At 67.2% G+C, this 25,853-nt stretch carries 21 protein-coding genes; 5 read left to right on the top strand and 16 right to left on the bottom strand.

All coding sequences use genetic code 11. From position 1 onward, the window contains the following. Positions 1–89 precede the first annotated feature (89 nt). From OK345_RS08865 to OK345_RS08840, 6 genes are all read right to left on the bottom strand, one after another. Complete coding sequence (locus tag OK345_RS08865) at positions 90–890, bottom strand: S66 peptidase family protein (protein WP_265127606.1); 801 nt, start codon at positions 888–890, stop codon at positions 90–92. A 141-nt stretch (positions 891–1,031) separates the two neighbouring features. Further along, positions 1,032–2,549 (bottom strand): beta-N-acetylhexosaminidase, encoded by a 1,518-nt coding sequence (locus OK345_RS08860; protein WP_265127605.1) that lies wholly within the window; start codon positions 2,547–2,549, stop codon positions 1,032–1,034. 286 nt (positions 2,550–2,835) lie between these two features. Next, positions 2,836–5,379, bottom strand: a complete 2,544-nt coding sequence (locus OK345_RS08855) for an SIR2 family protein (protein WP_265127604.1) — start codon at positions 5,377–5,379, stop codon at positions 2,836–2,838. A gap of 15 nt (positions 5,380–5,394) precedes the next feature. Then, complete coding sequence (locus OK345_RS08850) at positions 5,395–8,898, bottom strand: methylmalonyl-CoA mutase family protein (protein ID WP_265127603.1); 3,504 nt, start codon at positions 8,896–8,898, stop codon at positions 5,395–5,397. Between the two features lie 236 nt (positions 8,899–9,134). After that, entirely contained in the window at positions 9,135–10,064 is a 930-nt protein-coding gene (locus OK345_RS08845; protein ID WP_265127602.1) for an alpha/beta fold hydrolase, read from the bottom strand. 22 nt (positions 10,065–10,086) lie between these two features. After that, a complete protein-coding gene (locus OK345_RS08840; protein WP_265127601.1) occupies positions 10,087–10,701 on the bottom strand; it encodes a TetR/AcrR family transcriptional regulator in 615 nt (204 codons plus the stop codon). Between the two features lie 191 nt (positions 10,702–10,892). On the opposite strand from OK345_RS08840, the gene OK345_RS08835 reads away from it, so the two are divergent. Continuing rightward, positions 10,893–11,990, top strand: a complete 1,098-nt coding sequence (locus tag OK345_RS08835) for a Glu/Leu/Phe/Val dehydrogenase dimerization domain-containing protein (protein ID WP_265127600.1) — start codon at positions 10,893–10,895, stop codon at positions 11,988–11,990. 111 nt (positions 11,991–12,101) lie between these two features. On the opposite strand, the gene OK345_RS08830 is transcribed toward OK345_RS08835, so the two are convergent. Continuing rightward, complete coding sequence (locus tag OK345_RS08830; protein WP_265127599.1) at positions 12,102–14,921, bottom strand: autotransporter serine protease; 2,820 nt, start codon at positions 14,919–14,921, stop codon at positions 12,102–12,104. 183 nt (positions 14,922–15,104) lie between these two features. On the opposite strand from OK345_RS08830, the gene OK345_RS08825 reads away from it, so the two are divergent. The 3 genes from OK345_RS08825 to OK345_RS08815 all read left to right on the top strand — a co-directional run bounded on the left by OK345_RS08825 (position 15,105) and on the right by OK345_RS08815 (position 17,390). Next, positions 15,105–16,280 carry a thiolase family protein gene (locus OK345_RS08825; protein ID WP_265127598.1) on the top strand — a complete coding sequence of 392 codons (1,176 nt, stop codon included), beginning with the start codon at positions 15,105–15,107 and terminating at the stop codon, positions 16,278–16,280. 122 nt (positions 16,281–16,402) lie between these two features. Then, positions 16,403–16,744, top strand: coding sequence for a hypothetical protein (locus OK345_RS08820; protein WP_265127597.1), 342 nt, complete (start codon positions 16,403–16,405; stop codon positions 16,742–16,744). Positions 16,745–17,027: 283 nt separating this feature from the next. After that, positions 17,028–17,390 (top strand): hypothetical protein, encoded by a 363-nt coding sequence (locus tag OK345_RS08815; protein ID WP_265127596.1) that lies wholly within the window; start codon positions 17,028–17,030, stop codon positions 17,388–17,390. A gap of 286 nt (positions 17,391–17,676) precedes the next feature. On the opposite strand, the gene OK345_RS08810 is transcribed toward OK345_RS08815, so the two are convergent. The 8 genes from OK345_RS08810 to OK345_RS08775 form a co-directional block, all read right to left on the bottom strand. Continuing rightward, a complete protein-coding gene (locus OK345_RS08810) occupies positions 17,677–19,314 on the bottom strand; it encodes an acyl-CoA dehydrogenase family protein (protein ID WP_265127595.1) in 1,638 nt (545 codons plus the stop codon). Positions 19,315–19,431: 117 nt separating this feature from the next. Next, entirely contained in the window at positions 19,432–20,694 is a 1,263-nt protein-coding gene (locus tag OK345_RS08805) for an FAD-dependent oxidoreductase (protein WP_265127594.1), read from the bottom strand. 82 nt (positions 20,695–20,776) lie between these two features. Then, positions 20,777–20,983 carry a transcription antiterminator/RNA stability regulator CspE gene (cspE, locus tag OK345_RS08800; protein WP_003488188.1) on the bottom strand — a complete coding sequence of 69 codons (207 nt, stop codon included), beginning with the start codon at positions 20,981–20,983 and terminating at the stop codon, positions 20,777–20,779. A gap of 87 nt (positions 20,984–21,070) precedes the next feature. Then, positions 21,071–21,817: an S-methyl-5'-thioinosine phosphorylase gene (locus OK345_RS08795; RefSeq protein ID WP_265127564.1), complete on the bottom strand. Its 747-nt coding sequence runs from the start codon at positions 21,815–21,817 to the stop codon at positions 21,071–21,073. A gap of 143 nt (positions 21,818–21,960) precedes the next feature. Then, the gene (locus tag OK345_RS08790; RefSeq protein ID WP_265127563.1) at positions 21,961–22,512 is read right to left on the bottom strand and encodes a hypoxanthine-guanine phosphoribosyltransferase; all 552 of its coding nucleotides are present in this window, start codon (positions 22,510–22,512) and stop codon (positions 21,961–21,963) included. Beyond that, positions 22,512–23,519, bottom strand: a complete 1,008-nt coding sequence (gene nagZ / locus OK345_RS08785; protein ID WP_265127562.1) for a beta-N-acetylhexosaminidase — start codon at positions 23,517–23,519, stop codon at positions 22,512–22,514. Before nagZ ends, OK345_RS08790 begins: the two co-directional genes overlap by 1 nt. A 67-nt stretch (positions 23,520–23,586) precedes the next feature. Then, on the bottom strand, positions 23,587–24,276 hold the full coding sequence (locus OK345_RS08780; protein WP_265127561.1) for a DsbA family oxidoreductase: 690 nt from the start codon (positions 24,274–24,276) through the stop codon (positions 23,587–23,589). 40 nt (positions 24,277–24,316) lie between these two features. Continuing rightward, positions 24,317–24,820, bottom strand: coding sequence for a CYTH domain-containing protein (locus tag OK345_RS08775; RefSeq protein WP_265127560.1), 504 nt, complete (start codon positions 24,818–24,820; stop codon positions 24,317–24,319). An 85-nt stretch (positions 24,821–24,905) separates the two neighbouring features. Here OK345_RS08775 and OK345_RS08770 point away from each other — a divergent pair, with 85 nt between their 5' ends. After that, positions 24,906–25,508 (top strand): hypothetical protein, encoded by a 603-nt coding sequence (locus OK345_RS08770; protein ID WP_265127559.1) that lies wholly within the window; start codon positions 24,906–24,908, stop codon positions 25,506–25,508. 164 nt (positions 25,509–25,672) lie between these two features. On the opposite strand, the gene OK345_RS08765 is transcribed toward OK345_RS08770, so the two are convergent. Further along, a partial coding sequence (locus tag OK345_RS08765) for a hypothetical protein (RefSeq protein WP_265127558.1) occupies positions 25,673–25,853 on the bottom strand: 181 nt, incomplete at its 5' end.

Genomic DNA, 25,853 nt, shown 5'->3' with positions numbered 1-25,853 from the left:
AACGAGGAGCGACCCAAGAAGGTGCTCGGCGGACTGACCCCGAGCGACTACGCCAGCCAGCTGGCATCCGCTACGATTGATCCCGGACTCTAAACCGCCGTGCTACTGAAGGCGGGGGGACGTCGCAACGCCCCCATCAGCTTCAAGGTGCTGAACATGCGGTCGACGCGGTACGGCGCCTCGGCCACATCCTCCAGGAACAGGATCTTGCCGGTGAAGTCCGGCAGGTAGGACGAACCCGCCAATGCCGTCAGCACCGCCAGGTTGCCGCCGACCAGCTCGCCACGCGCGCGGCCCGCGGCGATGGTAACGGTGCGGTTCCGGCGCGGCACCAGCTCGTCCCCCGCCTCGAGGGGGTTCCGGTAATGCATCAGCTCGCGTTCGAAGAACACACGCTCGAACTGGTCGACGTTGAAACGGTTCCAGCTGCCCGAACCGATGGGCCCATGGAAAGTCACCAGACCGGTCCTGGCCTGGATGGCACAGTGCAGGGCGGTGATGTCCGAGTACCCCAGCAGCACCTTGGGGTTGGCCCGGATCAGCCCGTAGTCCAGCAAGGGCAGCAAACGGGCGGCGCCGGAACCTCCGCGCACGCAGACGATGGCCTTGACCTGCTTGTCGGCGAACATCGCATTGAGGTCGCCGGCACGTTCGGCATCGCTACCCGCCAGGTGGCCCCGTCGCGCGGCGTAGTGCTCGCCGGTCTTCACCACGAAGCCCAATGCCTGCATCGCCTCCTGCGCCAGCTGCAGGCTCAGCCGTTCATCGGTGGCGGAAGACGGGCTGACCAGCGCCACCGTATCCCCCCGGTCGAGCGGCGCGGGGAGCAGATGCCGGCGCGATGCGGCGGCCACACGGCCCGTTCCCAGCAGTGGCAACAGCGTCCCCACCAGCGCCGCGCTTCCGATGAATCGCCTTCTGTCCATGCCACCGTCTTCCCGAGGAGTATCCGGCCCAGAGTAACAACCGGCCCGGCTCCCCAACAGTCACGAAACGGCAGGTCCCGATTGCGTCGGGGGCATTGCCCCGATCTACTTCCTTTCATCCCAGCCCAGATCCGGCTCGGCGTGGTAGCCGACGCCCATCGCATCCAGATGCCCGCGCAAGGCCCCCATGCGCTGCGCGAAGCCGGCGTAATCGCGCTGCCCGCTCCGGCTCCATGCCAACTCCGCCGTCGCCGCCAGCCGCGGCCACAACCGGTTGTCCGCCGCCGCATCGGTATGCACCAGCTCCGTCCACAGCGCCGCCTCGATGCCCACCGCGGTCGTGAACGGCGCCGGATCGAAGCCGTAAAGCCGCGCCAGCGGCACGCCTTCCTTGCGGCACCAGTCGTAGGTTTCCGGCTGGCCGGCGTAGTTGCCATGGTCGATGTAGAAATACGAGCACGGCGACAGGATCAACGGATGTCCCTTCGCCACCGCCGCATCGATGGCATAACCGTCATTCCACAACTGCAGCATCATCTGCGGGCCGGTATCGGCCACCGAACCTTCTTCCCATGCGATGGGCGTGCGCCCCATCTCCTCGACCATCGCCGCGGTGCGGGCGACGAAATCCGCATACAGCGGGTGCTTGATTTCATCGCCGCCGATATGGATTTCCTGCGATGGGAAGATCGCCATCACCTCTTCCAGCACGTTGCGCACGAACGGATACACCACCTCCGGCTTGTCCAGGCACAGCACGCTGAAACCCACCTTCAGCCCCGAATAGGGCGACAGGTTCTCCACGTCGTCGCAGGCCAGCTCGTTGTACGAGGCCAGCGCCGCCTGCACATGGCCGGGCATGTCGATCTCCGGCACGAGGGTGACGCCACGCGCCTGCGCGTAGGCCACCAGCTGCCGCAACTCTTCCTGCGTGTAGAAGCCGCTGCGGCCGCCCTTGACCGCACTGGCACCGCCGATCTCCACCAGCTTCGGGTAGCGCTTGATCTCGATGCGCCAGCCCTGGTCGTCGGTCAGGTGCAGGTGCAGCCGGTTCAACTTGAAGAACGCCATGCGGTCCAGGGTCTTTTCCAGGTATTCGACCGGCAGGAAGCTGCGCGCCACGTCCAGCGAAAGGCCGCGCCAGCGGTAGGCCGGGGAATCGGCGATCGCAACGCGGGGCAAGCGATAGTCCGGCTGCGCCCGCGCCGGCAGCAGCTGACGCAGGCTCTGCACCGCATGCAGCAGGCCGACATCGGTCTGCGCGCTCAGGCGGATGTCGTCGGCCACCACCAGCCGGTAGCCCTCCTCGCCCAGCGCCGCATCCTCCACCAATTGCAGGCGGATGCGCGTTGCCGCCGCATCGCTCGTGGCGATGCCCAGCCCCGCCAGCGCCTCGGCCAATGCGCGCTTCGCGTCGGGCGCAGCCCCGGCCGCATCCACCACCACCCCACCTGCAATCCGCAACTCGCCGGGATGCGTTTGCACCGACTGCGGCACTGGCACGAGATGCGGCATCGCCGCGGCATCGACCGCAGCCGCCGCCTGCGACGAGGGGCCGCACACGATGCCCACGACGGCAAACAGGCAGGCCAACAAGATTTCGGGCTTGATCGGTAATTTCATCTCGGCAGGCAATCCGGGCGAAGGAGTCGCAGGCATTCTGCAGGGCCCCGGCCGGTCCCACCAGCCGGATCACCCGCGGCAGGTCAATCCGCCCCGCTTTGCCGGAGGCTGAGAAAATCGACCCTGACCCCTGTTTTCCCTGACCCCTGTTTTCGCCTGAGAAAGTCGACTCGAGAAAGTCGACTCTGACCCCTGTTTTCGCCAGCAGTCATGAGTCAGATGACGCTGGCGGCTTGAAAACGTGGGGAAACCTTAGAACCTGACCCCGTTTTTGCTTTGTTCTCAGTCAGCCTTTCTTAGCCCGATCAATTTCAGCATTCATCTTTCTGAAGAAGTCTTTCTCATAGCGCTCCAAGACACGACCAATCTCGATTCGATCACTTTTCGACTCCGTTTCCAACTTAAGATTCTTACGATCCAATTCAAATCCAGCATCCTCGACAATCTCACCAATCACATCCGGCAAGTACATCGCCGCAGCCACGCTGTGCTCCTTCAACGCGAGCCCCACCAGATAGCTTCGAATTCTCTCAGAGTCACTTGAAACTGGAGACATCCACAACAACGAAGCAACACCCCTGGGTGATGCAAGCCTCCCAACAAGAAGCTCAACCATTTGCGTCAACCCAAGATGGGTTAGCACGGAATTCGCCACAGAACCATAACCATCTGATTCAAGCGCAAATCGAATTCCTCTGTCTGCACTAACAAAAACCGATCGACGCTGCTCTGCCAAGTCGGCGTTTAGAATAGACAACTGTACAGCGTCATGCCGAACAACGATCGGTGATTTCTTCTGGTGCTCGAACTTGGTGGCGTAGAATTTATCCAAGCAATGCAGTATATCAGGCAAATCGAGCTTATTAGCCCTATTTTCATAAACAACCTCAAATCCGAGCGAATCCAGATGCTCCTTCAGCTGTCTCTCGTTCTCATAAGGAGCGAATTTTCTCAGAAAATCACGAAATGAAATTTCCCTATCCGTTAATTTAAAATTAAAAAATGCACCAACAAAAACATTGACGTTCGCTGTTCCAAAAAGTCCAACCGCCCTCTCTTCCCACAGCGCACCATCTCCATTGCCACCCTCCATTGATTCGATCGCAAGTCGCCGATGACTAACGATTTCATTCAAGAATCCATCGTAAACACGAAGAGAAGGGCCAGTCGCCGTAGCGCCAGCCGCTTCCTTAAGCGCCCGCATGGTTACCGAAAATAGCTCGTGAAGCGGGTGTCCTTTCGTTATCGCCGGCATTACCACATTGGCATCAAAGTACAACCTCTCGGGCAATGCTCTCGTGAGAAACAAAGAATCATGGGGCGACTCAAGGAGTAGCTCCAAACCAAATGCTGTCCTGCCCAAGTCCGCCAGCAGTATCGCCTCCTCGTCATCAGGCCGAATGAGAAGATCCTTCAGCGCACGCCCGAGCTTTACGAACTCCGTGTTTCGAATACCCCTCCCAGATATTCGATCCATAACGGACGAGAGATCAACATCTTCCGGCATGCGCCTACCGGCGTATGCGGCACCAAGCTCCCAGCCTCTCTGCAACAAGAGTTCACCGACTACAGCAGCAAGATAGGCCCGCACCTCAGCCGTATCAGCCCCCCCTTCCTGCAAGCGGTACCGCTGCACAACGCCATCAACCAGACGAGCAACCGCCGCTTCGTATGCGAGACCTGCCTCGGAACGGGGCACGTAGCGGATCGCATCATCCGCTGGCGTCACACCGCATATTCCATCGCGAGTAAGATCGGCGAGTGCGCGAGCCACCAGGGTGCGTGTTACGTCCTCCGACAGCGTAAGCTCTCGGGCGACTTGGAGAACGAGTTCCTCTTCGGTGATTCCGGCTCGAGCCTTAGAAATCATCCCGGACACGACCCCCTCTGCCATTGCCTGGGCCAAAGGCTCACGCTGACGTCCCAAGCGGGAACGAGCATATGCGTTCGCGAGATATTGCTTAGCCGTTGCAAATGGCACATCTCGCACATCCGCCATGCTTGGCAATTTCACATTGAGTTGCCGCGCGAAGGCCTCTATACCCTCCCAAAGCTCCCGATGATGGTTCGCCGGATCGTACTCAATGCGCCTAATTGAATGGCGCTCCAGCTCGGCAACAAATTCCGTTCCGATTCCTTTTGGCACCAAAGCCCAATGCTCTTGGCCATGCATACCCTCCGTTTTTGCTCGCACGCTCTTCAGAACGGCCGCAATTGCGGGATCAAGGAATGAAAAACCCAAAAATAGAACCTGCCTACGCGTAAAGAGATGCTCCAAGAATCCCACATACGCCTCATTGCTCGGAAGCAATGCAAAGTGATCTTTCGACAGCCTCATCGAAAGCGGTATTTCCACGCGACCATGTATTCTTGCTATGAAAAAATCATCTGCAAACTTGGCAGCACTCAGCGTCGGGTCATCGATATTGACTTCACGAGCCGCGACCCCCTCTGCCTTCGCATATGCGGCGAACAAGACTCTATCGAAATTGGTGGTCGCCACCGCCTGAAACGGCAGCTTCGCGAGATAGGCCAACCTCTCCCAATCAAATTTTAGAAGAGGCTCCTGCAACGCGGAAAGCCTCTGTGAATCAGGCATTTCGCGACACATAAAGTAAAAACTAGCAGCATCAATCAATGCACCATCATTGATCGCCTTATCGATTACAAACTTTATGTAAGGATCATATTCGCCGGCAGCACTCGCCAACGACGATAAATATCCCGACCAAGACGGAAGCCCACCCTGCGCCGAAACACCGGCTCCAGCAAACAGAATGGGAAGCCTGGATTTTTTAAAATACTCGCTTAGCGCCTCTGCGACTTTCATCCCCCCTCCGTGGTACTACATATTCCGCCTATACTCCCCACCCACCTCATACAATGCATGGCTGATCTGCCCCAAGCTATGCGTCTTCACCGCCTCCACCAGCGATTCAAACACATTCCGTCGCTCCCGCGCAGTTGCCTGTAGCGCCCTCAGTCCGTCGGCAGCATAGCCGTTGCGGCTGCCCTGGTAGCCGGCCACATTGTCGATCTGCTGGCCCTTTTCTTCTTCGGTCGAACGGATCAGCTCGATCTCGGTAGCCACCTCGCCGGCATGCTCCTTCGGCAGGAACATGTTGACGCCGACCAGCGGCAGGCTGCCGTCGTGCTTCTTGTGTTCGTAGTACAGGCTTTCTTCCTGGATCTTGCCGCGCTGGTACATGGTGTCCATCGCGCCGAGCACGCCGCCGCGCTCGCTGATCGCCTCGAACTCCTTGTACACCGCCTCTTCCACGATGTCGGTGAGCTTGTCGACGATGAAGCTGCCCTGCCACGGGTTCTCGCAGAAGTTCAGCCCCAGCTCCTTGTTGATGATCATCTGGATCGCCACCGCGCGGCGCACGCTTTCCTCGGTCGGGGTGGTGATGGCCTCGTCGTAGGCGTTGGTGTGCAGGCTGTTGCAGTTGTCGAACAGCGCGTACAGCGCCTGCAGGGTGGTGCGGATGTCGTTGAACTGGATCTCCTGCGCGTGCAGCGAGCGGCCGGAAGTCTGGATGTGGTACTTCATCATCTGGCTGCGCTCGTTGGCGCCGTAGCGCTCGCGCATGGCGCGCGCCCAGATGCGGCGGGCGACGCGGCCGATGACGGTATATTCCGGGTCCATGCCGTTGGAGAAGAAGAACGACAGGTTCGGCGCGAAGTCGTCGATCTTCATCCCGCGCGCGAGGTAGTACTCGACGATGGTGAAGCCGTTGGACAGGGTGAAGGCCAGCTGGCTGATCGGGTTCGCCCCGGCCTCGGCGATGTGGTAGCCGGAGATCGACACCGAGTAGAAATTGCGGACGTTGTGGTCGACGAAGTACTGCTGGATGTCGCCCATCATCCGCAGCGCGAACTCGGTGGAGAAGATGCAGGTGTTCTGCGCCTGGTCTTCCTTGAGGATGTCGGCCTGCACGGTGCCGCGCACGGTGGCCAGGGTCTCGGCCTTGATGCGGGCGTAGGTGTCGGCATCGACCAGCTGGTCGCCGGTGACGCCGAGCAGGCCCAGGCCCAGGCCATCGTTGGTCGGCGGCAGCTCGCCGTGATAGCGCGGCCGCGTGCGGCCCTCGAAGATCGTCGCGATCTTCTTCTCGGCCTCGGCCCAGCGCGCCGGGTCGGCCTTGAGGTATTTCTCCACCTGCTGGTCGATGGCGGTGTTCATGAACATCGCCAGGATCATCGGCGCCGGGCCGTTGATGGTCATCGACACCGAGGTGGTCGGCGCGCACAGGTCGAAGCCGGAATACAGCTTCTTCATGTCGTCCAGCGTGGGGATGTTGACGCCGGAGTTGCCGATCTTGCCGTAGATGTCCGGGCGCGGCGCCGGGTCTTCGCCGTAGAGCGTGACCGAATCGAACGCAGTGGACAGGCGTGCGGCCGGCTGGCCGACGCTCAGGTAGTGGAAGCGGCGGTTGGTGCGCTCGGGCGTGCCTTCGCCGGCGAACATGCGGATCGGGTCCTCGCCGCTGCGGCGGTAGGGATAGACGCCGCCGGTGTACGGGTATGCGCCGGGCAGGTTTTCCTTCTGCAGGAACACCAGCAGTTCGCCCCAGCTGCGGTAGGTGGGTGCGGCGATCTTCGGGATCTGCTGGTGGCTGAGCGATTCGCGGTAGTTCTCGACGCGGATGGCCTTGCCGCGCACCTGGTATTCGTTGACCTCGTCGGTGATCGACTTCAACCGGGCGGGCCAGCCGCGCAGCAGGCGCAGCGCTTCGGAATCCAGCGATTGCACCGCGTCGTTGTAACGCTGGCGCAGGGTCAGCAGCGAACGGTCAACCTGTAGAGCGGGGCTTGCCCCGCTGCCTCCGGTGGCATCCGGGCGGGGCGAGCCGCGCTCCACGAGAGCATCGGCCGCATACAGCTCCAGCGCCTGCGGCAGTCTGTCGTCGCCCAGCTCCTTGAGCGCCTGCCAGCAGCTCTGCGCGCGCTCGGCCACTTCCGCCTGCGATTCGATGCGGGCGTTGATCGCCCTGCCCTGCTCGGCGATCTCGGCCAGGTAGCGCACGCGGCTGCCGGGAATCAGCACGGTGGCGCGCGGCTCCTTGAGCGTGGTGTCGATGGCCGGGTTCCACTGCGCCTCGGGCAGCGCCAGCTTTTCGCGCAGCAGCCGGCACAGGCTGGCGAACATCCAGCTGATGCCGGGATCGTTGAACTGCGAGGCGATGGTCGGGTAGACCGGCACGTCCTCGTCCCGGGTCTGGAAGGCGACGCGGTTGCGCTTCCACTGCTTGCGCACGTCGCGCAGTGCGTCCTCGGCGCCGCGCTTGTCGAACTTGTTGAGCACCACCAGCTCGGCGTAGTCGAGCATGTCGATCTTTTCCAGCTGGCTGGGCGCGCCGAAGTCGCTGGTCATCACGTACATGGGGAAATCGACCAGGTCGACGATCTCCGAATCGCTCTGGCCGATGCCGGCGGTCTCGACGATGACCAGGTCGTAGGCCAGCGACTTGAGGAAGCCGATGCAGTCGCGCAGCACGGTGTTGATCGCCGCATGCTGGCGGCGGGTGGCCATCGAGCGCATGTACACGCGCGGGCTGCGCAGCGAGTTCATGCGGATGCGGTCGCCCAGCAACGCGCCGCCGGTGCGGCGGCGGGTGGGATCGACCGACACCACCGCAACACGCATCTGCGGGAAGCTGGCGAGGAAGCGATTGAGCAGTTCGTCGGTGACGCTGGATTTGCCCGCGCCGCCGGTGCCGGTGATGCCGACCACCGGGGTCTTGCCGCCGGCCAGCTGCCACTGCTTGCGCAGGTGCGCCAGTTCGGCCTCGCCGTAGGTGCCATCTTCCAGCCGCGACAGCACGCGGCCGATGGCGATCTCGTCCTCGATGCCCGGCGCCTGCGGATCCTCTTCGCCCGGGGCCTGGCCGCGGGCGCGGGAAGCGCGCGCCACCACGTCCTCGATCATCTCCACCAGCCCCATCTTCATGCCGTCGTTGGGGTGGTAGATGCGCTCGACGCCGTAGTCCTGCAGCTCGCGGATCTCCTCCGGGGTGATGGTGCCGCCGCCGCCGCCGAACACGCGGATGTGGCCGGCGCCGCGCTCGCGCAGCATGTCCACCATGTACTTGAAGTACTCCACGTGGCCGCCCTGGTAGGACGACAGCGCGATGGCGTCGGCGTCCTCCTGCAGCGCGGCGCGCACCACGTCCTCCACCGAGCGGTTGTGGCCCAGGTGGATCACCTCCGCCCCCTGCGCCTGGATCAACCGGCGCATGATGTTGATGGCGGCATCGTGGCCGTCGAACAGGCTGGCGGCGGTGACGAAGCGCAGCGGCGAGGTTTCGGGCTGCGGTTGCGGGAGATGGGAAGCGGGGGTGCTCATGGGCCGTGCGACATCCGGTTTCTATTGCAACCGATTCTAGTCCCGCAAGGCCGACGGATCAGGTTGCAGCGCAGCGAGACATTGGTCGTATATCCGTGCTTGCGGGTGCATCCACGGGATCCGTCCGCGCTCTTCCGGCTCCACACGAGCGAAAACCCGCGAGCGGCCATGGGCCATCCATCGCGCGATCCGCGATGGGGGCATCGCTCGCCGCAACCGCTGCTCCGGCAGGGATCTCAGGCCACGCCGTACGGCAGGTCTGAGGTGGACACCACCCGCTCGCCACAGGCCTGGCCCTGCATGAATGCGATGGCGGCGGCGACCACCTGCGGGTCCTTCGCGATGCGGTAGTGCCCCAGCCCCTGGGTGCTGAGCATGCGCGCATGCGGCCAATAGCGGGCATAGCGTTCGCCCTCCTCCCACGGCACCTCGTCGTCGGCCAGGTCGTGGATCACCAGTCCCGGGCGGGCGATGGCCGGGGCGGTCCACTGCGCCTTCAACGTGGCCAGCGGAATGCCGACCAGGGTCTCGAACTCTTCCATCATCCGCATGGCCAGCGCACCCGGCAGGCCGATCAGGCGCGCGAAACGGCGTGCCGCATCCACCGGATCGGCCGGCGCGGCGATCAGCACCGCGCGCTCGGCCTGCAGCCCACGCGACAACGCCACCGCCAGCGCGGCGCCGCCGAAGGAATGGCCCACCACGCCGGCGAGCGGCCCGACGCTGGCAGCCACCTGTGCCAGGGTATCGGCGAAGATCGGCAGGCTCGCCCAGCGCCCGCTGCTGCGGCCGTGACCGATCTGGTCGAAGGCGACCACGGCGTAGCCGGCCTGCCGCAACGGCCCCACCCAGGGCAGGAAGCGCAGGCCGTGGTCGGACCAGCCGTGGGCCAGCAATACCACCGGCTCGCGGGCGATGTCGCCCCAGCGATAGGTCACGACCTGCTCGCGTCCGATCGCGAGCGGGACCACGCGCGCGCCGCCGGTATCGGCCTCGCGCGCCAACCGGCGTCCGGCGGGCATCGGCGTGCCGAACAACTGGAACGCCCGGCGCGTCGCCAGTTCCGGCAGCAACCAGCCGGTGGTGGAGAACATCAGCCGGGTCGCGGCCAGTGCACCGAGTTTACGAACGGTCGTGCTTTTTTTCGGCAAAGCGACAGCGGCCATGGTCGGCTCCAGGCAGGAAGGATCAGGGGGCGGAAGACGGGGGAGCCGCGTCGCCGAGCAGCCGCGCCAGCGAGCGCTGCGCCAGGGTGTCGGCATTCGCGGGGTCGTACAGGCGGGCGTGATGGAAGCCCTGCACCAGGGTGAACAGTTCGAACGACAGCAGCGCCGGGTCGGTCGCAGACGGCAGTTCGCCGCTGTCCACGGCCATTTCCACCGCCCGGGCCAGCGCCTGGCGCCAGCCGGCCAGCCAGCCGGTGATGCGGTCGTGCAGCGCGCCGGGGCAGCTGTCGTATTCGAAGGCGGCGCCCAGGATCAGGCAGCCGTCGGGGTTGTCGCGGACCCAGCCGAACCAGCCGGCCATGATCGCCCGCAGCCGCGCCAATCCGCGCGGGTGCGCCAGCGCCGGCCGCAGCACGCTGCCGGCGAAGCGTTCGGCGGTCCAGTCGAGCACGCTCAGCTGCAGGTCCTCGCGCGAGCCGAAGTGGGCGAACACCCCGCTCTTGGACATCCCCACCTCGCTGGCCAGCTCGCCGATGGACAGGCCCTCCAGCCCTTGCCGGCAGGCGATGGCATAGGCCCGCTCCACGATCATTTCGCGGGTGGCGGCGCCCTTGGCGGTGGCGGTCGTAGCCTTCACGGCGGCATAAATAGCACGACCGTTCGTTTTATTCAAACCGGCGTGGACACCGTATCCGGACGATTGCTCTAGAATGCGGCCATCGCGACGTCGCCCCCTACTGGAAACGTCGCGTTTTTCGTTTTTCCGGCGCCTTTCGGCGCAGTTCTTCGCCGCAGCGCGGCCCGCACCCGGTGCCATGGAGCTCTACGATGCTTTTCGAAACCCTCGAGACCAGCGGTCATGAACAGGTCGTGTTCTGCCACAACCGCGATGCCGGCCTGCGGGCGATCATCGCGATCCACAACACCATCCTGGGGCCGGCGCTGGGCGGGGTGCGCATGCGCCCATACGCCAGTACCGACGAGGCGCTGGCGGACGCGCTGCAGCTGAGCCGCACCATGACCTACAAGAACGCGCTGGCCGGGCTGAACGTGGGCGGCGGCAAGGCGGTGATCATCGGCGACCCGAAGACCGACAAGTCCGAAGTGCTGTTCCGCGCCTTCGGTCGCTACGTCGACGCGCTGGGCGGGCGCTACATCACCGCCGAGGACGTGGGCACCGACGTCAACGACATGGAGCACATCTACCTGGAAAGCGAGTACGTCACCGGCGTGCACCAGGTGCATGGCGGCTCCGGCGACCCGGCACCGTTCACCGCCTATGGCGCGCTGCAGGGGCTGATGGCGGCGATGGCGCACAAGCTGGGCCACGAGGAAGTCGGCAAGGCCAGCATCGCCGTGCAGGGCCTGGGCCACATCGGTATGGAGCTGGTGAAGCTGCTGCGCGACCGCGGCGCCAAGCTGTACGTCACCGACCTGAATCCGGCGCTGGTGGAACGCGCGGTGACCGAATACGGCGCCGAAGCGGTGAAGCCGGAAGACATCCTCGACGTGCCGGCCGACATCTTCGCGCCGTGCGCGCTGGAAGGCGCGCTCACCCTGGAATCGCTGTCGCGGCTGAAGGTGAAGATCATCTGCGGCACCGCCAACAACCAGCTGGCCAGCCCGGAAGTCGGCGACGAACTGCACCGCCGCGGCATCCTCCATGCCCCCGACTATGCGGTGAACGCCGGCGGGGTCATGAACGTGTCGCTGGAGATCGACGGCTACAACCGCGAGCGCGCGATGCGCCTGATCCGCAGCATCTACCACACCCTCGGCCGGATCTTCGAGCTGTCCGCGCGCGAGGACATCTCGCCGCAGCGCGCCGCCGACCGCATGGCCGAGGCCCGCATCCAGGCCATCGGCAAGCTCAAGCTGCCGCTGGGCCGCACCTCCCCGCGCATGGGCAGCCTGCGCGGCGAGTAAGCGCAGCCGACAAGAGCGCAGCCGTCGCTCTCCGCGGAGACGACGGATGTTGCTGGATGCCCCAGGCGCGCGGCCGCGGGCAGCCGGAGCCGCCCGCGCCCTGTCGTCGGATCAGAAGCCGTACCAGTAGCGCAGCGACGCCATGCGGTTGTCGCCGCGCGGGCCGAACCGCTGGTCGTAGCCGAGCGACAATTTGCTGTTGCGCGACAGCCACGAATCGACCGAGACGCCGAACAGTCCACCCGAACGCTGCGGCTGCAATCCGGCCAGCGGCGTCCACGCCTCCACCCCGACGAAGCTGGCATCGATCGTCAACCCGTCGCTGGCCAGCGCCTGCTGCCATTCGGCGTAGCCGTTGAACGAGACCCCCTGCCAGCGGTACTCGCCACGGACGCCGGCCAGCGCCTGGGTGCGCGATGACGACCATGCACCGGTGCGCAGGCCGAAGCCGTAACCGCCCTGCTCGTTGAAGCCGTCGCCCTGCACCCGCGCATGTTCGGCGCCCAGATAAGGCGTGATCCCGAAACCGGCACCACCGAAGCGGTAGCCGGCCTCGGCGCTGGCAGCGACGAAATCGCCGGCATACCCGGCATGCACGCCGTGGCGGTCGCTGCCCAGCAGCAGGCCACGGTCGATCCGGCGGTCGTAGCGGCCCAGGCCCGCCTGTCCCAGCACGTAACCGTCGCCCAGGCCCCAACCGGCATACAGCTGCGCCTGGGTCTGCCGGTCGCGACCGCGATCCAGTGCCGTGCCGGCCGGACTGGTGGCGCGGGTCTCGCCGAAGGCAAAGCCCAGCACGCCCGAGCCGCCCAGCCGGGTATCGCTGCCCATCATCCAGCCGCCAACCTCGAAGTCGCTGCCGGCGTAACCGCCCTGCCCACCGCCTCCCAGCGACCGCATCCACGCCCCGCCTTCCGGCAGTGCGCGCTGCGCGCGTTCGCCGAACTGCGCGGACAACGCGCGCCGGTTCATGTCGATGCTGTCGAAGGTCATCGCCGAGGCCGCGGCGTGTGCCTGGCCGGACAGGCTTTCCAGCGTCGCCGCGGCGGCCGTGGCGGTGGCGATGGCTTGGATCTCGCCGGCCGCGCGGATCAGGCCGTCGGCCACCGCGCCCTCGCCCTGCCCCTGCTGGACGTCGATCTGCCGGAAAGCGTTCTCCACCCGCCCGGCCGAGGCCAGCGCCGCCGGCGTGATGTCTCCCAGGCTGGCGGCGGCGACGGTGACGTCCAGCCGGTTGAGCGTGAGCTCCACCACGTTCGCGCCGTAGGCCAGGCTGGCATCGATGAACATCGTCGATGGTGCGGTGATGCGCGCGAACTGGCCGCTGACGCCGCCATCGGCACTGATCAGGGTGTAGCCCTGGCCGAAGCCGACGTAGTCGCGTTTGCCCAGCACGTGCAGGTCGCCGCCGCGCAGTTCGGCACTGCCCCCCACCTGCAACTGATCACCGGCATGCATCGCCAGCACACCGCCGGCACGCTGCAGATAGTCTCCTCCCACCTGTGTCACCCCCCCGGACGCCGGCGCCAGCTCGAAGGTGCCCGCGTTGTCCACCCCGCCCTTGAGCGTGCCGCTGGTCAGCAACCGCGCGCCCGCATCCACATACGCGGTGCCGGTGCCGTGGCTGGCTACCGCCAGCGTGCCGGCCTCCACCCGCGACGCGCCGGTGTTGGCGTTGTCGGTACCGGCCAGGGTCAGGGTGCCGTTGCCGCGCTTGAACAGCCCGCCGGCGCCGGACAGGTCGTTGCTCCAGGTCGAACTGCCGCTGGCCAGATTGATGCTGACGTCGCCGAAATCCAGCCGCTGCGGTCCCCGCACCGCCTTGCCCACATTGAGCAGGCCATGGCCGAATACCGCATCCACGCCGGGGGCGCCCAGGTCGGTGGCCGTGCCCAGCAGGGTCTGCCGCACCAGGTCGTTGGTGAAATAGGGGAAGGCCTCCCAGACCAGCGCCGCGGCACCGGATACCTGCGGAGCCGCGAACGAGGTTCCGCTGTTGTAGTAGTACTCCAGGTTGCCGGCGGTGCTGTCATGGCCGACGAACACCGCGGTTCCCGGCGCCACCAGGCAGTAGTTCATCGCCACCCCGCAGGCGTTGGAGTAATGCGCCAGCTGGGTGGGATTGGCGGTATCCAGCGCCGCCACCGCCAGCCAGCCGCGCTCCAGGTCGGCGGCCGGCCGGCTGCCGTTCGGCCCCTGCTGACTGGGCAGCGAGGCCATGTCCGACGGGTTGGCCTTGCCCTCGTTGCCGGTGGCGAACACCACCAGGCCGTCGTGATTGGCGATGAAGGGGCGGTACTCGGCCGCGATCGGCGCGGTGGCGTTGGGGTTGGTCCAGTACAACCCGCCCCAGGAGTTGTTCATGATGCGCATGCCGGCATTGATCAGGTCCTGGTGGATCGATGCCAGGCCCAGCGCGCCGTTGACCTCGTTGCCGTCGCCGGAGCCGTCGTCCTCCGGCGGTGTATCGGAAATGATCCGGGCCGAGAGGATCTCCGCACCCGGCGCGATGCCACCGGGCCATTGCCCCACCGCCGCGCCGGCAGCCAGCTGCGCCACCGCGGTGCCATGCCCCACCACATCGTCCACCGCGGTGTTGTTGCGCCTCGGATCGATGTAGTTGTAGTTGGCCATCACCCGCCCGGCCAGCGCCGGATGGTTGCGGTTGACGCCCGAATCGACCACGCCGATGCGGTAGCCGGCGCCGGTATAGCCGGTGGATTTCGCGTTGGTCAGCGTCAGGTGCGCATCGAACGCCGGCTGTGGCGGGGGCGGTGGTGGCGGCGAAGTCGGCGGCGGTGGTGGTGGTGACACCGGTGGCGGCGAGGTGGGCACAGGGTCCGGGCGGGCATTGCTGCCGCCACCACATGCCACCAGCGCCAATGCCAGACCGCTCGCCAACAAGCTCTTCGCCAGCACCGCCTTTTCCATTCCCCGTACTCCGTCGTCCCTAGTGTTGCGGCCCCGATTCAGATACCGCCCGCGCCGGCCGTTTCGCGTCCAGCATCTATACTGCATCGTCAGTTCGCTGTCTGCCGGGCATGTGCCATTGGTCCAATGGGCACTCCCCCGGCGTCTTTCGATAATCGCCGCAAGGTATCAACGAGATCGCTCATGTCCGACATCGTCATCGCAGCAGCAAAACGCACCGCCATCGGCGCCTTCCTCGGCCAGTTCAACGGCGTCCCCACCCCCACGCTCGGCGCTGCGGCGATCCGCGCGGCGATGGAGCAGTCCGGTATCCCCGCTGACGATGTCTCCGAAGTGATCATGGGCTGCGTGCTGCCGGCCAACCTGGGCCAGGCGCCCGCACGCCAGGCCGCGCTTGCCGCCGGCCTGCCGACCAGCGCCGGCGCCACCACGCTCAACAAGGTATGCGGTTCGGGCATGAAGGCCATCATGCTCGGCCACGACCTGATCAAGGCCGGCTCGGCCAGCATCGTCGTCGCCGGCGGCATGGAATCGATGTCCAACGCCCCGCACATGATCCCGAACTCGCGCACCGGCAACCGCTACGGCAACTTCCAGGCGGTGGACCACATGGCGTGGGACGGCCTGACCAACCCCTACGACGGCCAGGCCATGGGCGTGTTCGCCGAATCGACGGTGGCCAAGTTCGGCTTCACCCGCGAGGAGCAGGACGCCTACGCCATCGAGTCGGTCAAGCGTGCACAGGCCGCGCAGGCCAACGGCGCATTCGACGGCGAGATCGTCGCGGTGAAGGTCGCCACCCGCAAGGGTGAGGTCGAAGTCGCCCAGGACGAGCAGCCGGGCAAGTCCGACATCGCCAAGATCCCGACCCTGCGCCCGGCCTTCAGGAAGGATGGCAGCGTCACCGCCGCCAGCTCCTCCAGCATCTCCGACGGTGCCGCCGCGCTGGTGCTGCTGGACGGCGACGAAGCCAGCCGTCGCGGCGTGCAGCCGCTGGCCCGCATCGTCGGCCACAGCACCTTCTCGCAGGAACCGGAATGGTTCACCACCGCCCCCATCGGCGCCATCGAAAAGCTGCTGGCCAAGACCGGCTGGAAGGTCGAGGGCGTGGACCTGTTCGAGATCAACGAAGCCTTCGCGGTGGTGGCGATGGCACCGATCCGCGAGCTCGGCATTCCGCACGAGAAGATCAACGTCAACGGCGGCGCCTGCGCACTGGGCCACCCGATCGGCGCCTCCGGCGCACGCCTGGTGGTCACCCTGGTGAATGCGCTGCGCAAGCGCGGCGGCAAGCGCGGAATCGCCTCGTTGTGCATTGGCGGCGGCGAAGCGACCGCCATCGCTATCGAATTGATTTGATTGCATTTAACGCGCATTTCTCAAAGATGAATGCGCATTCGCTTGACAGCCAAACTGGGCTTGTCATCATGTTGAGGGCGCGCACTAGCGCGTTGCCTATCTAACGACGAGGATTCACACCAATGAGCATCAACAAGCTGCTGATCGCAATGGCCCTGGGCCTGGCCCTGGCTGCCTGCTCGAAGCAGGAGCAGGCTGCTGACGCCGCTGCTTCGGCCAACGAAGCCGCTGCCGAAGCGCAGGCCGCTGCCGACCAGGCTGCCGCTGTCGGCTCCGAAGTCGCCGAAGCTGGCCAGGAAGCTGCCGACACCGCCGCCACCGCTGCTGACGCCGCTGGCGAAGCCGCTGAAGCCGCTGCTGGCGCTACGACCGACGCCGCTGCCGACGCCGCTGCTGACGTTGCCAAGGCTGCTGAAGACGTGGCCGAGCAGGCCAAGGACGCTGCCGAAGAAGCCAAGAAGTAATAGCTTCTGCTTCGACGCAAGTCTGGAAAAGCCGCTGGTTCGCCAGCGGCTTTTTCTTTGGGTTGGCAGGGAGGTCGACGCCCCTTCGGCCGCGACTGACGTCGCTCCTGCAGCCTTCCTGCCCCTTGCAGGAGCGACGTCAGTCGCGAGCTTTCAGAGCGATCACAAAGCCGCTCCGGGAATGGGCGAAGACTTTCCCTTGCCTGCCGCCCTGCCGTTGACGCGGCCTGAATCCGCGACTGCCTAGTCTGGCGCGGTCATCCCCGTCACAAAGGAGCGTGCAATGAAGATCCTGCCTCCCCTGATCGTCGGCAGCCTTGCTTTGGCATTGGTTGCCTGCAACAACCCCGATGCGGAGCAGGCGCGGCGCGACGCCGCGTCGGCGGCCGAACACGCCGCGGCCGCTACCCGCGACGCCGCCGAGGAAGCGGCGGCCGCCACCCGCCAGGCCGCCAGCGAGTCGCAGCAGGCGCTGGATCGCGCCGCCCAGGCCACCTCCGAGGCGGCCGACAACGCCGCCACCGCCACCCGGGATGCTGCCGCGGACGCCAGCGAGGCCACCGCCGAAGCCGCGCAGAAAGTCGCCGACAAGGCACGCGAGGCCGCCGACGACGCCCGCCGCAAGGCAGACGCAGACCAGCGCTGATACCCGCAGCGGGCCGCCCCGCATCGCCGGAGGAGGTGACGGCGGTTGCCTGCGGTTTCAGTGCATCCGTGCCAGCAGCGCCGCTGCCGGGCTTCGCCCGGTGGCGGAGCCGGATCCTGACCAGCATCCTGCCCACCGGAACCGCTGCCCGCCCACAGCGACGTCGCGCGGGTTCTCCGTCCCCTGATATCCATCCTCATCGGCCCCCGTCACGCATCGGCGACGAAGCGGCCGGCCCTGTCGCCAGGATCCATGCGGCATCGACGGAGCCTTGCCACCCACATGCTCAGGGCAAGGCGCGCGCCAGGATGTCGGCGAACGGCGTGTCGGCCGGCAAGGTACCGAACGCCTGCCCGCGCCCGCCAAGCAGGCGCGAGCGCACGAACGCATCGGCCAGCGGGCTGCCGCCGCGCAGCAGCACCGCCGCCTGCAGCGCCAGTACCCACTGCTCGGCGATGCGGCGCGCGTCGGCCTCGACCGGCAGTGCGGCCAGCGGCGTCGCCCGCAGCGACTGGATTACCTGGTCGTAGCCGGCATGGCGGCCACCGGCGGTTTCCAGTTCCGCCTGCAATGCCACCAGTGCCTGCGGCTCGCGCGACAGCGCGCGCAGCACGTCCAGGCACTGGATGTTGCCGCTGCCTTCCCAGATCGAATTGAGCGGCGCCTGCCGGTACAGTCGCGGCAGCATCGACTCTTCGATGTAACCGGCGCCACCCAGGCACTCCTGCGCCTCGTTGACGAACGCCGGCGCGCGCTTGCACAGCCAGTACTTGCCGAGGGCGGTGGCGATGCGGGCGAAGGCGGCCTCCTGCGGATCGCGCCCGGCGGCATCCACCGCACGCGCCACACGCAGGGCGAACGTGGTCGCCGCCTCGGATTCCAGCGCCAGGTCGGCCAGTACGTTGGCCATCAGCGGATGCGCCACCAGCGGCTGGCCGAAGCTGCGGCGATGGCGGGCGTGGTGCAGCGCCTGCGCCAGGGCCATGCGCATTTCCGCGGCGGCGCCGAGCATGCAGTCCAGCCGCGTCATCATCACCATGCCGATGATGGTCGCCACGCCGCGCCCCTCGCCGCCGACCCGGTACGCCCGCGCGCCGCAGAACTCGACTTCGCTGGAAGCGTTGGACCAGTCGCCCAGCTTGTCCTTCAGCCGCATCAGCCGGAACGCGTTGCGGCCGCCGTCGGGCAGGCGCCGCGGCATCAGGAAGCAGCTCAGCCCGCCCGGCGCCTGCGCCAGCACCAGGAAGCCATCGGACATCGGCGCGGAGAAGAACCATTTGTGCCCGACCAGCGCGTACTCGCCGGGCGAGGACAGCGGGGTGGCGGTGGTGGCGTTGCTGCGCACGTCCGAGCCGCCCTGCTTCTCGGTCATGCCCATGCCCAGGGTGATGCCGGCCTTGTCGGCGATGGGCACGTCGCGCGGGTCGTAGACGGGCGCGGCGGCCTTGCTTGCCCATTCGGACAGCGCCGGTTGCTGCTGCAGCACCGCGACCGCGGCGTGGGTCATCGTCAGCGGACAGCTGGTGCCGGCCTCGGCCTGGTGGTGCAGGTAGCTCAACGCGGCGCGGGCGACATGCGCGCCCGGCTGCGGCTCGTGCCACGACAGGCCGGCGACGCCGTGCGCCTTGGCCGCATCCATCAGCCGGTGGTAGGCGGGATGGAATTCGACCAGGTCGATGCGATGGCCCTGGGCATCGTGGGTGCGCAGCCGCGGACGATCGCGGTTGGCGTCGAAGCCGAGCCGGTACAGTTCGTCGCCGGCCAACGCGCCATAGACCGCCAGCCGCGCGGCGAACGGTTCGCCGCCTTCGCGCGCGACGGACTCGCGCAGCGCGGCGTCGTCCGCCCACAGGTCGCGTCCGCTGAACGGCGGCGGCTGGTTGTCGACGACGTGGGTCTCGAACGGCGGCAGTGCGTCATGCATGCGGCATCCTCGCTGGGACAGGCCGGGGATTGTGGCCCATTCCCCGCTACGGCGATGTGGCCGCGGTCGCTACTTCCGCAGCGCGCGGCATCGCCCCATCGCCGCCGCCCAACATGCTCAGGCGGCTTCGGCCACCGATGCAGCGACCTCGGCCGGTGCATCCAGCGCCTGGATGAACTCCGGCGCCAACGGCAACCGTCCGAACCAGCCGCGCTGGGTGCCGCTGAGCACCCGCAGCATGTGGCCGCGACCGCCCGGCAGGCGTCCCATCGGCTTGAACAGCAGATCGCGCGCCCGCGCCACCAGGTCGCGTTCGGACTGGAACAGCGGCGTCAGCCAGCGGCTCCAGAACTGGTAGACCGCCACGTGCGCGCGCCGTTGCGCCTGGTAGCAGGCCAGCGCCGATTCGATGTCGTCCTGCGCGCGCAGCGCCTCGCGCAATGCCAGCGCGTCCATCAGCGCCATGTTCACGCCCTGCCCCAGCTGCGGGCTCATCGAATGCGCGGAATCCCCTGCCAACACCAGCCTTCCGCGGTACCAGCGCTCCATCACCGCGTCGCGGTAGCTGGCGCGCGCCAGCTGCGCCTGGTCGACGATCCCTTGCAGGCGCGCATGCGCCTGTGGCCACAGTGCCTCGACCTCCTGCAGCCACGTTGCCAGTCCGCGCTGTTGCCAGGCATCGAAATCGCTGCGCGGCAGGCTCCAGAAGAAACTCAGCTTCGGCACGTCGTCGCCGGGACGGGTGCCGACCGGCAACAGTCCGATCATCTTGCGCGCCGCCACGTAGCGCTGCCGCAACTCGTCGACGAAGGCCCAGTCGCCGCACGGCAGCAGGCACCACAGCGCGCCCCACGGATACACCCGGTCCAGCCGGGTGCCCTGCACCTGCTCGCGCAGCGCCGATGCCGAACCGTCGGTGGCGACCACCAGGTCGAACGGTCCATGCCAGCGGCCCTGCCGGTCCTGCACGCGGCGCAGCGACTCGTCGATCGCCACGATCGGGGTGCCGGCATGCAGCCGTTCCCCGCGCCCTTCCCAGGCCGCGTCCAGCAACGAGAACAGCGCACCGCGCTGCATGCCCACGCCGAACAGGCGCGCATCCAGCCCTTCGTAGCGCATGTCCATCACCGCGCGTCCGCACGGCGTCTCGCCGTACAGCCGCCGCACCGGCGCGCCATGGCGCAGCACCTGCGGCAGCAGCTGCATCTGCCACAGCACCTGCAGGCCGGTCGGCTGCAGCAGGAATCCCGCTCCCACCGGCCCCGGCTGCGGCGCGCGCTCGAACACCTGCACGCGATGGCCGTCGCGCTCGAGCAGCACCGCCATCGCCTGTCCAGCGGTGCCATAGCCGACGATGGCGATATCCAATGCGTCCTTCATGACCGCTCCTTGTAGCGTGCGCACCGTCCGCACATATAAAAAACCCCGCCGTAGCGGGGTTTCTAATGCACTGTCGGGTGGATCACTCGACAGGCGTGATATTGGAAGCCTGGGCACCCTTCGGACCCTGGGTCACGTCATAGCTGACGCGCTGGCCTTCCTGCAGGCTGCGGAAGCCCTTGGAATTGATCGCGGAGAAGTGCGCGAAGACATCGGCGCTGCCGTCCTCCGGTGAGATGAAGCCAAATCCCTTGGCGTCGTTGAACCACTTGACGGTACCGTTCGGCATGTTGATGCGAGACCTTATGCTAATGAATGGATGATGTACGGCAGAAGCGTACTGGCGGAGTATGCAAAGCTTGTACCGCGATGACAATCACCCCCGGGCCAATTCGCCCACCAGTTCCGGCAATCCGGCCGACGCCGCCTCCACATTGGCCAGCACTTCGGCCATGGTGATTTCTTGTGCATCGCCGCATCCGGCCGCCCAGTTGGCGACGATGGCAAGGCACGCGTAATCCAGTCCCAGCTCGCGCGCCAGCGCCGCTTCGGGCATGCCGGTCATGCCCACCAGGTCGCAGCCGTCGCGCCGCATACGCCGGATCTCGGCGATGGTTTCCAGGCGCGGCCCCTGGGTGGCGCCGTAGCAACCGCCATCGACCATGCGTACGCCGGTCACCTTCGCCGCGGCCAGCACCTTGCTGCGGAACACCGGCGAATAGGGATGGCCGAAATCCACGTGCAGCACTTCGCTGCCCGGCTCCTCGCACAGGGTGGAGATGCGCCCCCAGGTGTAGTCGATCAACTGGTCCGGGCAGGCCAGCACGCGCGGACCGAAACCGTCGGTGATGCCGCCGACGGTGTTCAGCGCCAACACCCGGGTGGCGCCCAGCTGCTGCAGCGCGGCAAGGTTGGCGCGGTAGTTGATCTTGTGCGGCGGCAGCGAATGGCCTTCGCCGTGGCGTGCCAGGAAGGCCACCCGCTGGCCCAGCAGGCGCCCGATCCGGACCGGGCCGGAAGGCGTGCCGTAGCGGGTTTCGACCTGGTGGCTCTGGACGTCGTCCAGCTGGGCCAGCTTGTAGACGCCGGTGCCGCCGATCACGGCCAACGCGATGTGTTCCATATCCGATTCCTGATCCGTTGCCGGGCGCGCCGGACCTTGCCGGTACGCCGTTCTTCCCGCCGTATCGCCGCCGCAACCGGCAGCGGCCTGTCACGCCTGATGCGCGGCGGTGCGGATTCGATGCCGCGCCGCCGCGTCGGCGGTCATTCCTTCATCGCGTAGATCGCCGGCAGCGTGCGCAGCGATTCGTCCACGTCCATGCCGAAACCGAACACGAAGCGGTCCGGTACCTCGACGCCGACGTAATCGGCCTTCACTTCCGGCAGGCAGCGGTCGTGCTGCTTGACCGTCAACGCGGCGATGCGCACGTCGGTGGCGCCCTGCTCCAGGCACCACTGGCGCACGCCCTGCAGGGTGAAGCCCTCGTCCAGGATGTCGTCCACCAGCAGCACGCGGCGGCCGTACAGCGACGTCGCCGGGCGGTGCTTCCACACCAGCTCGCCGCCGGTCTCGCCGTGGTAGCGGGTGGCGTGCAGGTAGTCGAACTGCAGGTCCTGGCCGCGCGCGCCCAGCTCCAGCGCCAGCTGGCCGGCGAACGGCAGCGCGCCGTGCATGATCGAGAGGTAGACCGGCACTTCGCCCCGGTAGTCGCGCGCGATGGCGTCGGCGATGCCGGCGATGGCCTGGTCAATGGTGGGACGGTCGACCAGCAGGTCGGCCTGGGCCAGGGCCTGGTTGATTGTGAGGTTGGGCATCAGACGGTTCTTCCAAGGGTTTCGAGCAAACGGGATTGGGTGTCGCCATGGCGGGCGTCGGCCAGCAGGCCGTCCCAGCCCAGCGCGCCGCGGCCGATCAGGCCCAGCAGGGCGGCGGTGTTGAGCGGGCGGCCATCGATGGCCTGCAATGATTCTTCGACCAGTTCCGGGTGGCAGACCAGCACCACGTCGCAGCCGGCGTCCAGGTGCGCATCGACGCGCGCCTTGACGCCGCCGGCCGAGAACGAGGCGGCCATGCCGATGTCGTCGGAGAACACCACGCCGCGGAAACCCATCTCCTGGCGCAGGATCTGGCCGATCCAGCGCGGGGAATAGCCGGCCGGTTCCGGCGCGACCTGCGGGTAGACCACGTGCGCCATCATCACCGCGTCGGCGCCGGCCTCGATGCCGGCCACGAACGGGACCAGGTCCTCGCGGCGCAGTTCCTCCAGCGGCCGCGGGTCGCTGGCATCGTCGAAGTGGGTGTCTTCCTTCACCGTGCCGTGGCCGGGGAAGTGCTTGAGCGTGGCCGCCATGCCGGCGCCGTGCATGCCGCGCACGTAGGCGCGGGTGAACGCCGCGACCACCTGCGGGTCGTCGCTGAAGGCGCGGTTGCCGATGGCCAGGTTGCCGCGGCCCAGGTCCACCACCGGCGCGAAGCTCAGGTCCACGCCGCTGGCGCGGATTTCGCTGGCCATCAGCCAGGCATGTTGTCCGGCCAGCGCCAGCGCCGCCTCCGGGTCCTTCGCGTACAACGCGCCGAAGCCCTCCAGCGGCGGCAGGTCGCTGTAGCCTTCGCGGAAGCGCTGCACGCGGCCGCCTTCCTGGTCGACGCAGATCAGCTGCGGCCGCGGCGCGGCCTGGCGGATCGCCGCCGACAGTTCGGCCACCTGCGCGCGCGAGGCGAAATTGCGCTTGAACAGGATCACGCCGGCAACCGCGTCGTGTTGCAGCCAGTCCCGCTCCTGGGCGGTGAGTTCGGTACCGGCGACGCCGATCACGAGCATGCGGATACTCCAATACGGGGCGCCGGGATGGCGCACCGCCGCATTGTCGCAGATGCCGGAATCCGCGTCAGACGTCGCAGCCTTCCGGGCCGCAGGCCGGCTCGGCGGCACGTGCCGCCGGCACGGCTTCCGCCGCCACCCGGCGCAGCACGTCGGCCAGCGCCTCCGGCGCCTGCGCGCCCTGCACGCCGTAGCGGCCGTCGATCACGAAGGTCGGCACCGAGCGGATGCCGAGGTCCTGCGCCTGGGCCAGCGCGGCGCGGATCTCGTCCATGCCCTCGTCCGAGGCCAGCAGCGCCCGCACCCGGGCCTCGGCCAGGCCGCCGCCGGCGCCGGCCGCGACCAGCACCTGCGGATCGGCCAGGTTGCGGCCCTCGGCGAAGTGCGCGCGGAACAGCGCCTCGGCCACCGCCGCCTGGTCGCCCTCCCGCGCGGCCAGCCACAGCAGCCGGTGCGCCGGCAGCGTCGTCACCTTGACCTGGCCGCGGCCGAAATCCATCGGCAGGCCTTCGGCCTGCGCCGTGGCCTGGGTCTGCGCCAGCAGCTGCGCGGTGCGCTCGGGGCCGCCGAACTTGGCGGCATAGGCCTGCCGCAGCGGCACCGGGGTAGCGTCGGCCTCGGGATCGAGCAGGAACGGGTGCCAGTGCACCTCCAGTTCCGGCGCCTCGTCGCCCAGCAGGGCCAGCGCCCGCTCGAAGCGGTGCTTGCCGATCCAGCACCAGGGACACACCACGTCGGACCAGATGTCGATTCTCATCGCCACTCCATGGGGGCGCAGCCGTGCCGGGACAAGCGTTTCAGCCGCGCTCGGCCGGCGACCATTGCGAATACGGGTGCGAGGCCAGCGCCAGGTTGTAGTAGCGCGCCTCATCGGTGACCTCGGCGCCGGCCCAGTCCGGCTTCTCGAACGCTTCGTCGGCGCTGTCCAGCTCGATCTCGGCCACCACCAGCCCGGCGTTCTCGCCGAGGAATTCGTCGACTTCCCAGACATGGCCGCCATGGCGCACCAGATGCCGGCGCTTGTCGACCAGCCCGCCCACGCACAGTGCCAGCAGCGCGCGCGCATCGGCCACCGGGATCGGATAGTCGAACTCCTGCCGGGTGTGGCCCAGCTCGCGCGACTTGAGGTTCAGGAATGCCGCATCGCCCTGGATGCGCACCCGCACCGAAGCCTTCTGTTCGCCACGATCCATCGCGCCCATGTCGTTGATGTAGCCTTGCGCCATCGGCACGACTTCGTGTGCGGCGCCGCGCCAGCCATCGCCGACGACCAGGAATTTGCGTTCGATTTCGATGCCCATGGCGCATTATGCCAAGGCCCGGCCGTCGCCGGAGCAGCGCACGGAGCCGTAGAATCGCCCTCCCCGTCGCCACCTGGCAGCCCCCATGCCTTGTCTCCACCGCCGCGCGATGCCGGCACTGCTGGCCGTACTGTTCGCCCACGCGGCCGTCGCCGCCGATGGACTGCCAGGCATCGGCGACGTCGAAGTCGCGCTGGAGCGCGCCGCCGCGCTCGAACCGGCCCCGGAAAACGCGGAGATCCTCGCCCTGCTCGCATCGACCCGCGTCGATGGCATCCGTGGCTGCGCCCCGATGGAAGCGCAACTCGGATGCGTCGTATCGATGAGCCGCGACCGCATGCCCTCCCGGCACCACGTACTGGCCTTCGCCCGGCAGCAAGGCGAATGGGTCCTGCGGCCGGGCAACGACACCCGGCAGGCGCCGGTACCGACGCTGGACCAGGCCAGGGACGCCGGACGCGCCTACGCCCGCGAGGTGGCCGCGGAAGACGGCGGACAGCACCCTCGACTCGCGCGGGTCGCGGAAGGCTTCGACGTACAGCGGATCGGTCCCTGCCGGCTGGACACCGGCGATGGCTCGATCGCCTGCGAAAGCCATCTCCGCGAACTTCCGGAGCACGCCTTCGTTGCCAGCGAGCTGCACTTCCTGCTCGATGGCGGGCAATGGCGGGTGAAGCCGCTGCGCTGAGCGCGGCAGCGCCCGCTGTCATGGATCGGCGTCCGGTCCCGCGACGCCCACGATACGTGCGGTGTGCGCGAACATGTCCGCGCCCACGTCGCACCGACGCGCCGGAAGGATGAACGCGTCGCCACGCGCTCATGTCTCCCCGCATCGCGCGGCTTCCCACGGCCTCATCGGCGCTCGAATACCGCGATGCTCTCGACGTGTGCGGTGTGCGCGAACATGTCCGCGCCCACGTCGCACCGGCGCGCCGGGAGGATGAACGCGTCGCCACGCGCCCATGTCTCCCCGCATCGCGCGGCTTCCCACGGCCTCATCGGCGCTCGAATACCGCGATGCTCTCCACGTTGT

The sequence above is a fragment of the Xanthomonas chitinilytica genome (genome assembly GCF_026107455.2).
Taxonomy (GTDB): domain Bacteria; phylum Pseudomonadota; class Gammaproteobacteria; order Xanthomonadales; family Xanthomonadaceae; genus Stenotrophomonas; species Stenotrophomonas chitinilytica.
This window is presented reverse-complemented; position numbering and strand designations above follow the sequence as displayed.

Coding starts and splice junctions, on each gene's coding strand:
- OK345_RS08860 (WP_265127605.1), bottom strand. CDS start 2,549: ATGAAATTACCGATCAAGCCCGAAATCTTGTTGGCCTGCCTGTTTGCC.
- OK345_RS08855 (WP_265127604.1), bottom strand. CDS start 5,379: ATGAAAGTCGCAGAGGCGCTAAGCGAGTATTTTAAAAAATCCAGGCTT.
- OK345_RS08850 (WP_265127603.1), bottom strand. CDS start 8,898: ATGAGCACCCCCGCTTCCCATCTCCCGCAACCGCAGCCCGAAACCTCG.
- OK345_RS08845 (WP_265127602.1), bottom strand. CDS start 10,064: ATGGCCGCTGTCGCTTTGCCGAAAAAAAGCACGACCGTTCGTAAACTC.
- OK345_RS08835 (WP_265127600.1), top strand. CDS start 10,893: ATGCTTTTCGAAACCCTCGAGACCAGCGGTCATGAACAGGTCGTGTTC.
- OK345_RS08830 (WP_265127599.1), bottom strand. CDS start 14,921: ATGGAAAAGGCGGTGCTGGCGAAGAGCTTGTTGGCGAGCGGTCTGGCA.
- OK345_RS08825 (WP_265127598.1), top strand. CDS start 15,105: ATGTCCGACATCGTCATCGCAGCAGCAAAACGCACCGCCATCGGCGCC.
- OK345_RS08820 (WP_265127597.1), top strand. CDS start 16,403: ATGAGCATCAACAAGCTGCTGATCGCAATGGCCCTGGGCCTGGCCCTG.
- OK345_RS08815 (WP_265127596.1), top strand. CDS start 17,028: ATGAAGATCCTGCCTCCCCTGATCGTCGGCAGCCTTGCTTTGGCATTG.
- OK345_RS08810 (WP_265127595.1), bottom strand. CDS start 19,314: ATGCATGACGCACTGCCGCCGTTCGAGACCCACGTCGTCGACAACCAG.
- OK345_RS08805 (WP_265127594.1), bottom strand. CDS start 20,694: ATGAAGGACGCATTGGATATCGCCATCGTCGGCTATGGCACCGCTGGA.
- cspE (WP_003488188.1), bottom strand. CDS start 20,983: ATGCCGAACGGTACCGTCAAGTGGTTCAACGACGCCAAGGGATTTGGC.
- OK345_RS08795 (WP_265127564.1), bottom strand. CDS start 21,817: ATGGAACACATCGCGTTGGCCGTGATCGGCGGCACCGGCGTCTACAAG.
- OK345_RS08790 (WP_265127563.1), bottom strand. CDS start 22,512: ATGCCCAACCTCACAATCAACCAGGCCCTGGCCCAGGCCGACCTGCTG.
- nagZ (WP_265127562.1), bottom strand. CDS start 23,519: ATGCTCGTGATCGGCGTCGCCGGTACCGAACTCACCGCCCAGGAGCGG.
- OK345_RS08780 (WP_265127561.1), bottom strand. CDS start 24,276: ATGAGAATCGACATCTGGTCCGACGTGGTGTGTCCCTGGTGCTGGATC.
- OK345_RS08775 (WP_265127560.1), bottom strand. CDS start 24,820: ATGGGCATCGAAATCGAACGCAAATTCCTGGTCGTCGGCGATGGCTGG.
- OK345_RS08770 (WP_265127559.1), top strand. CDS start 24,906: ATGCCTTGTCTCCACCGCCGCGCGATGCCGGCACTGCTGGCCGTACTG.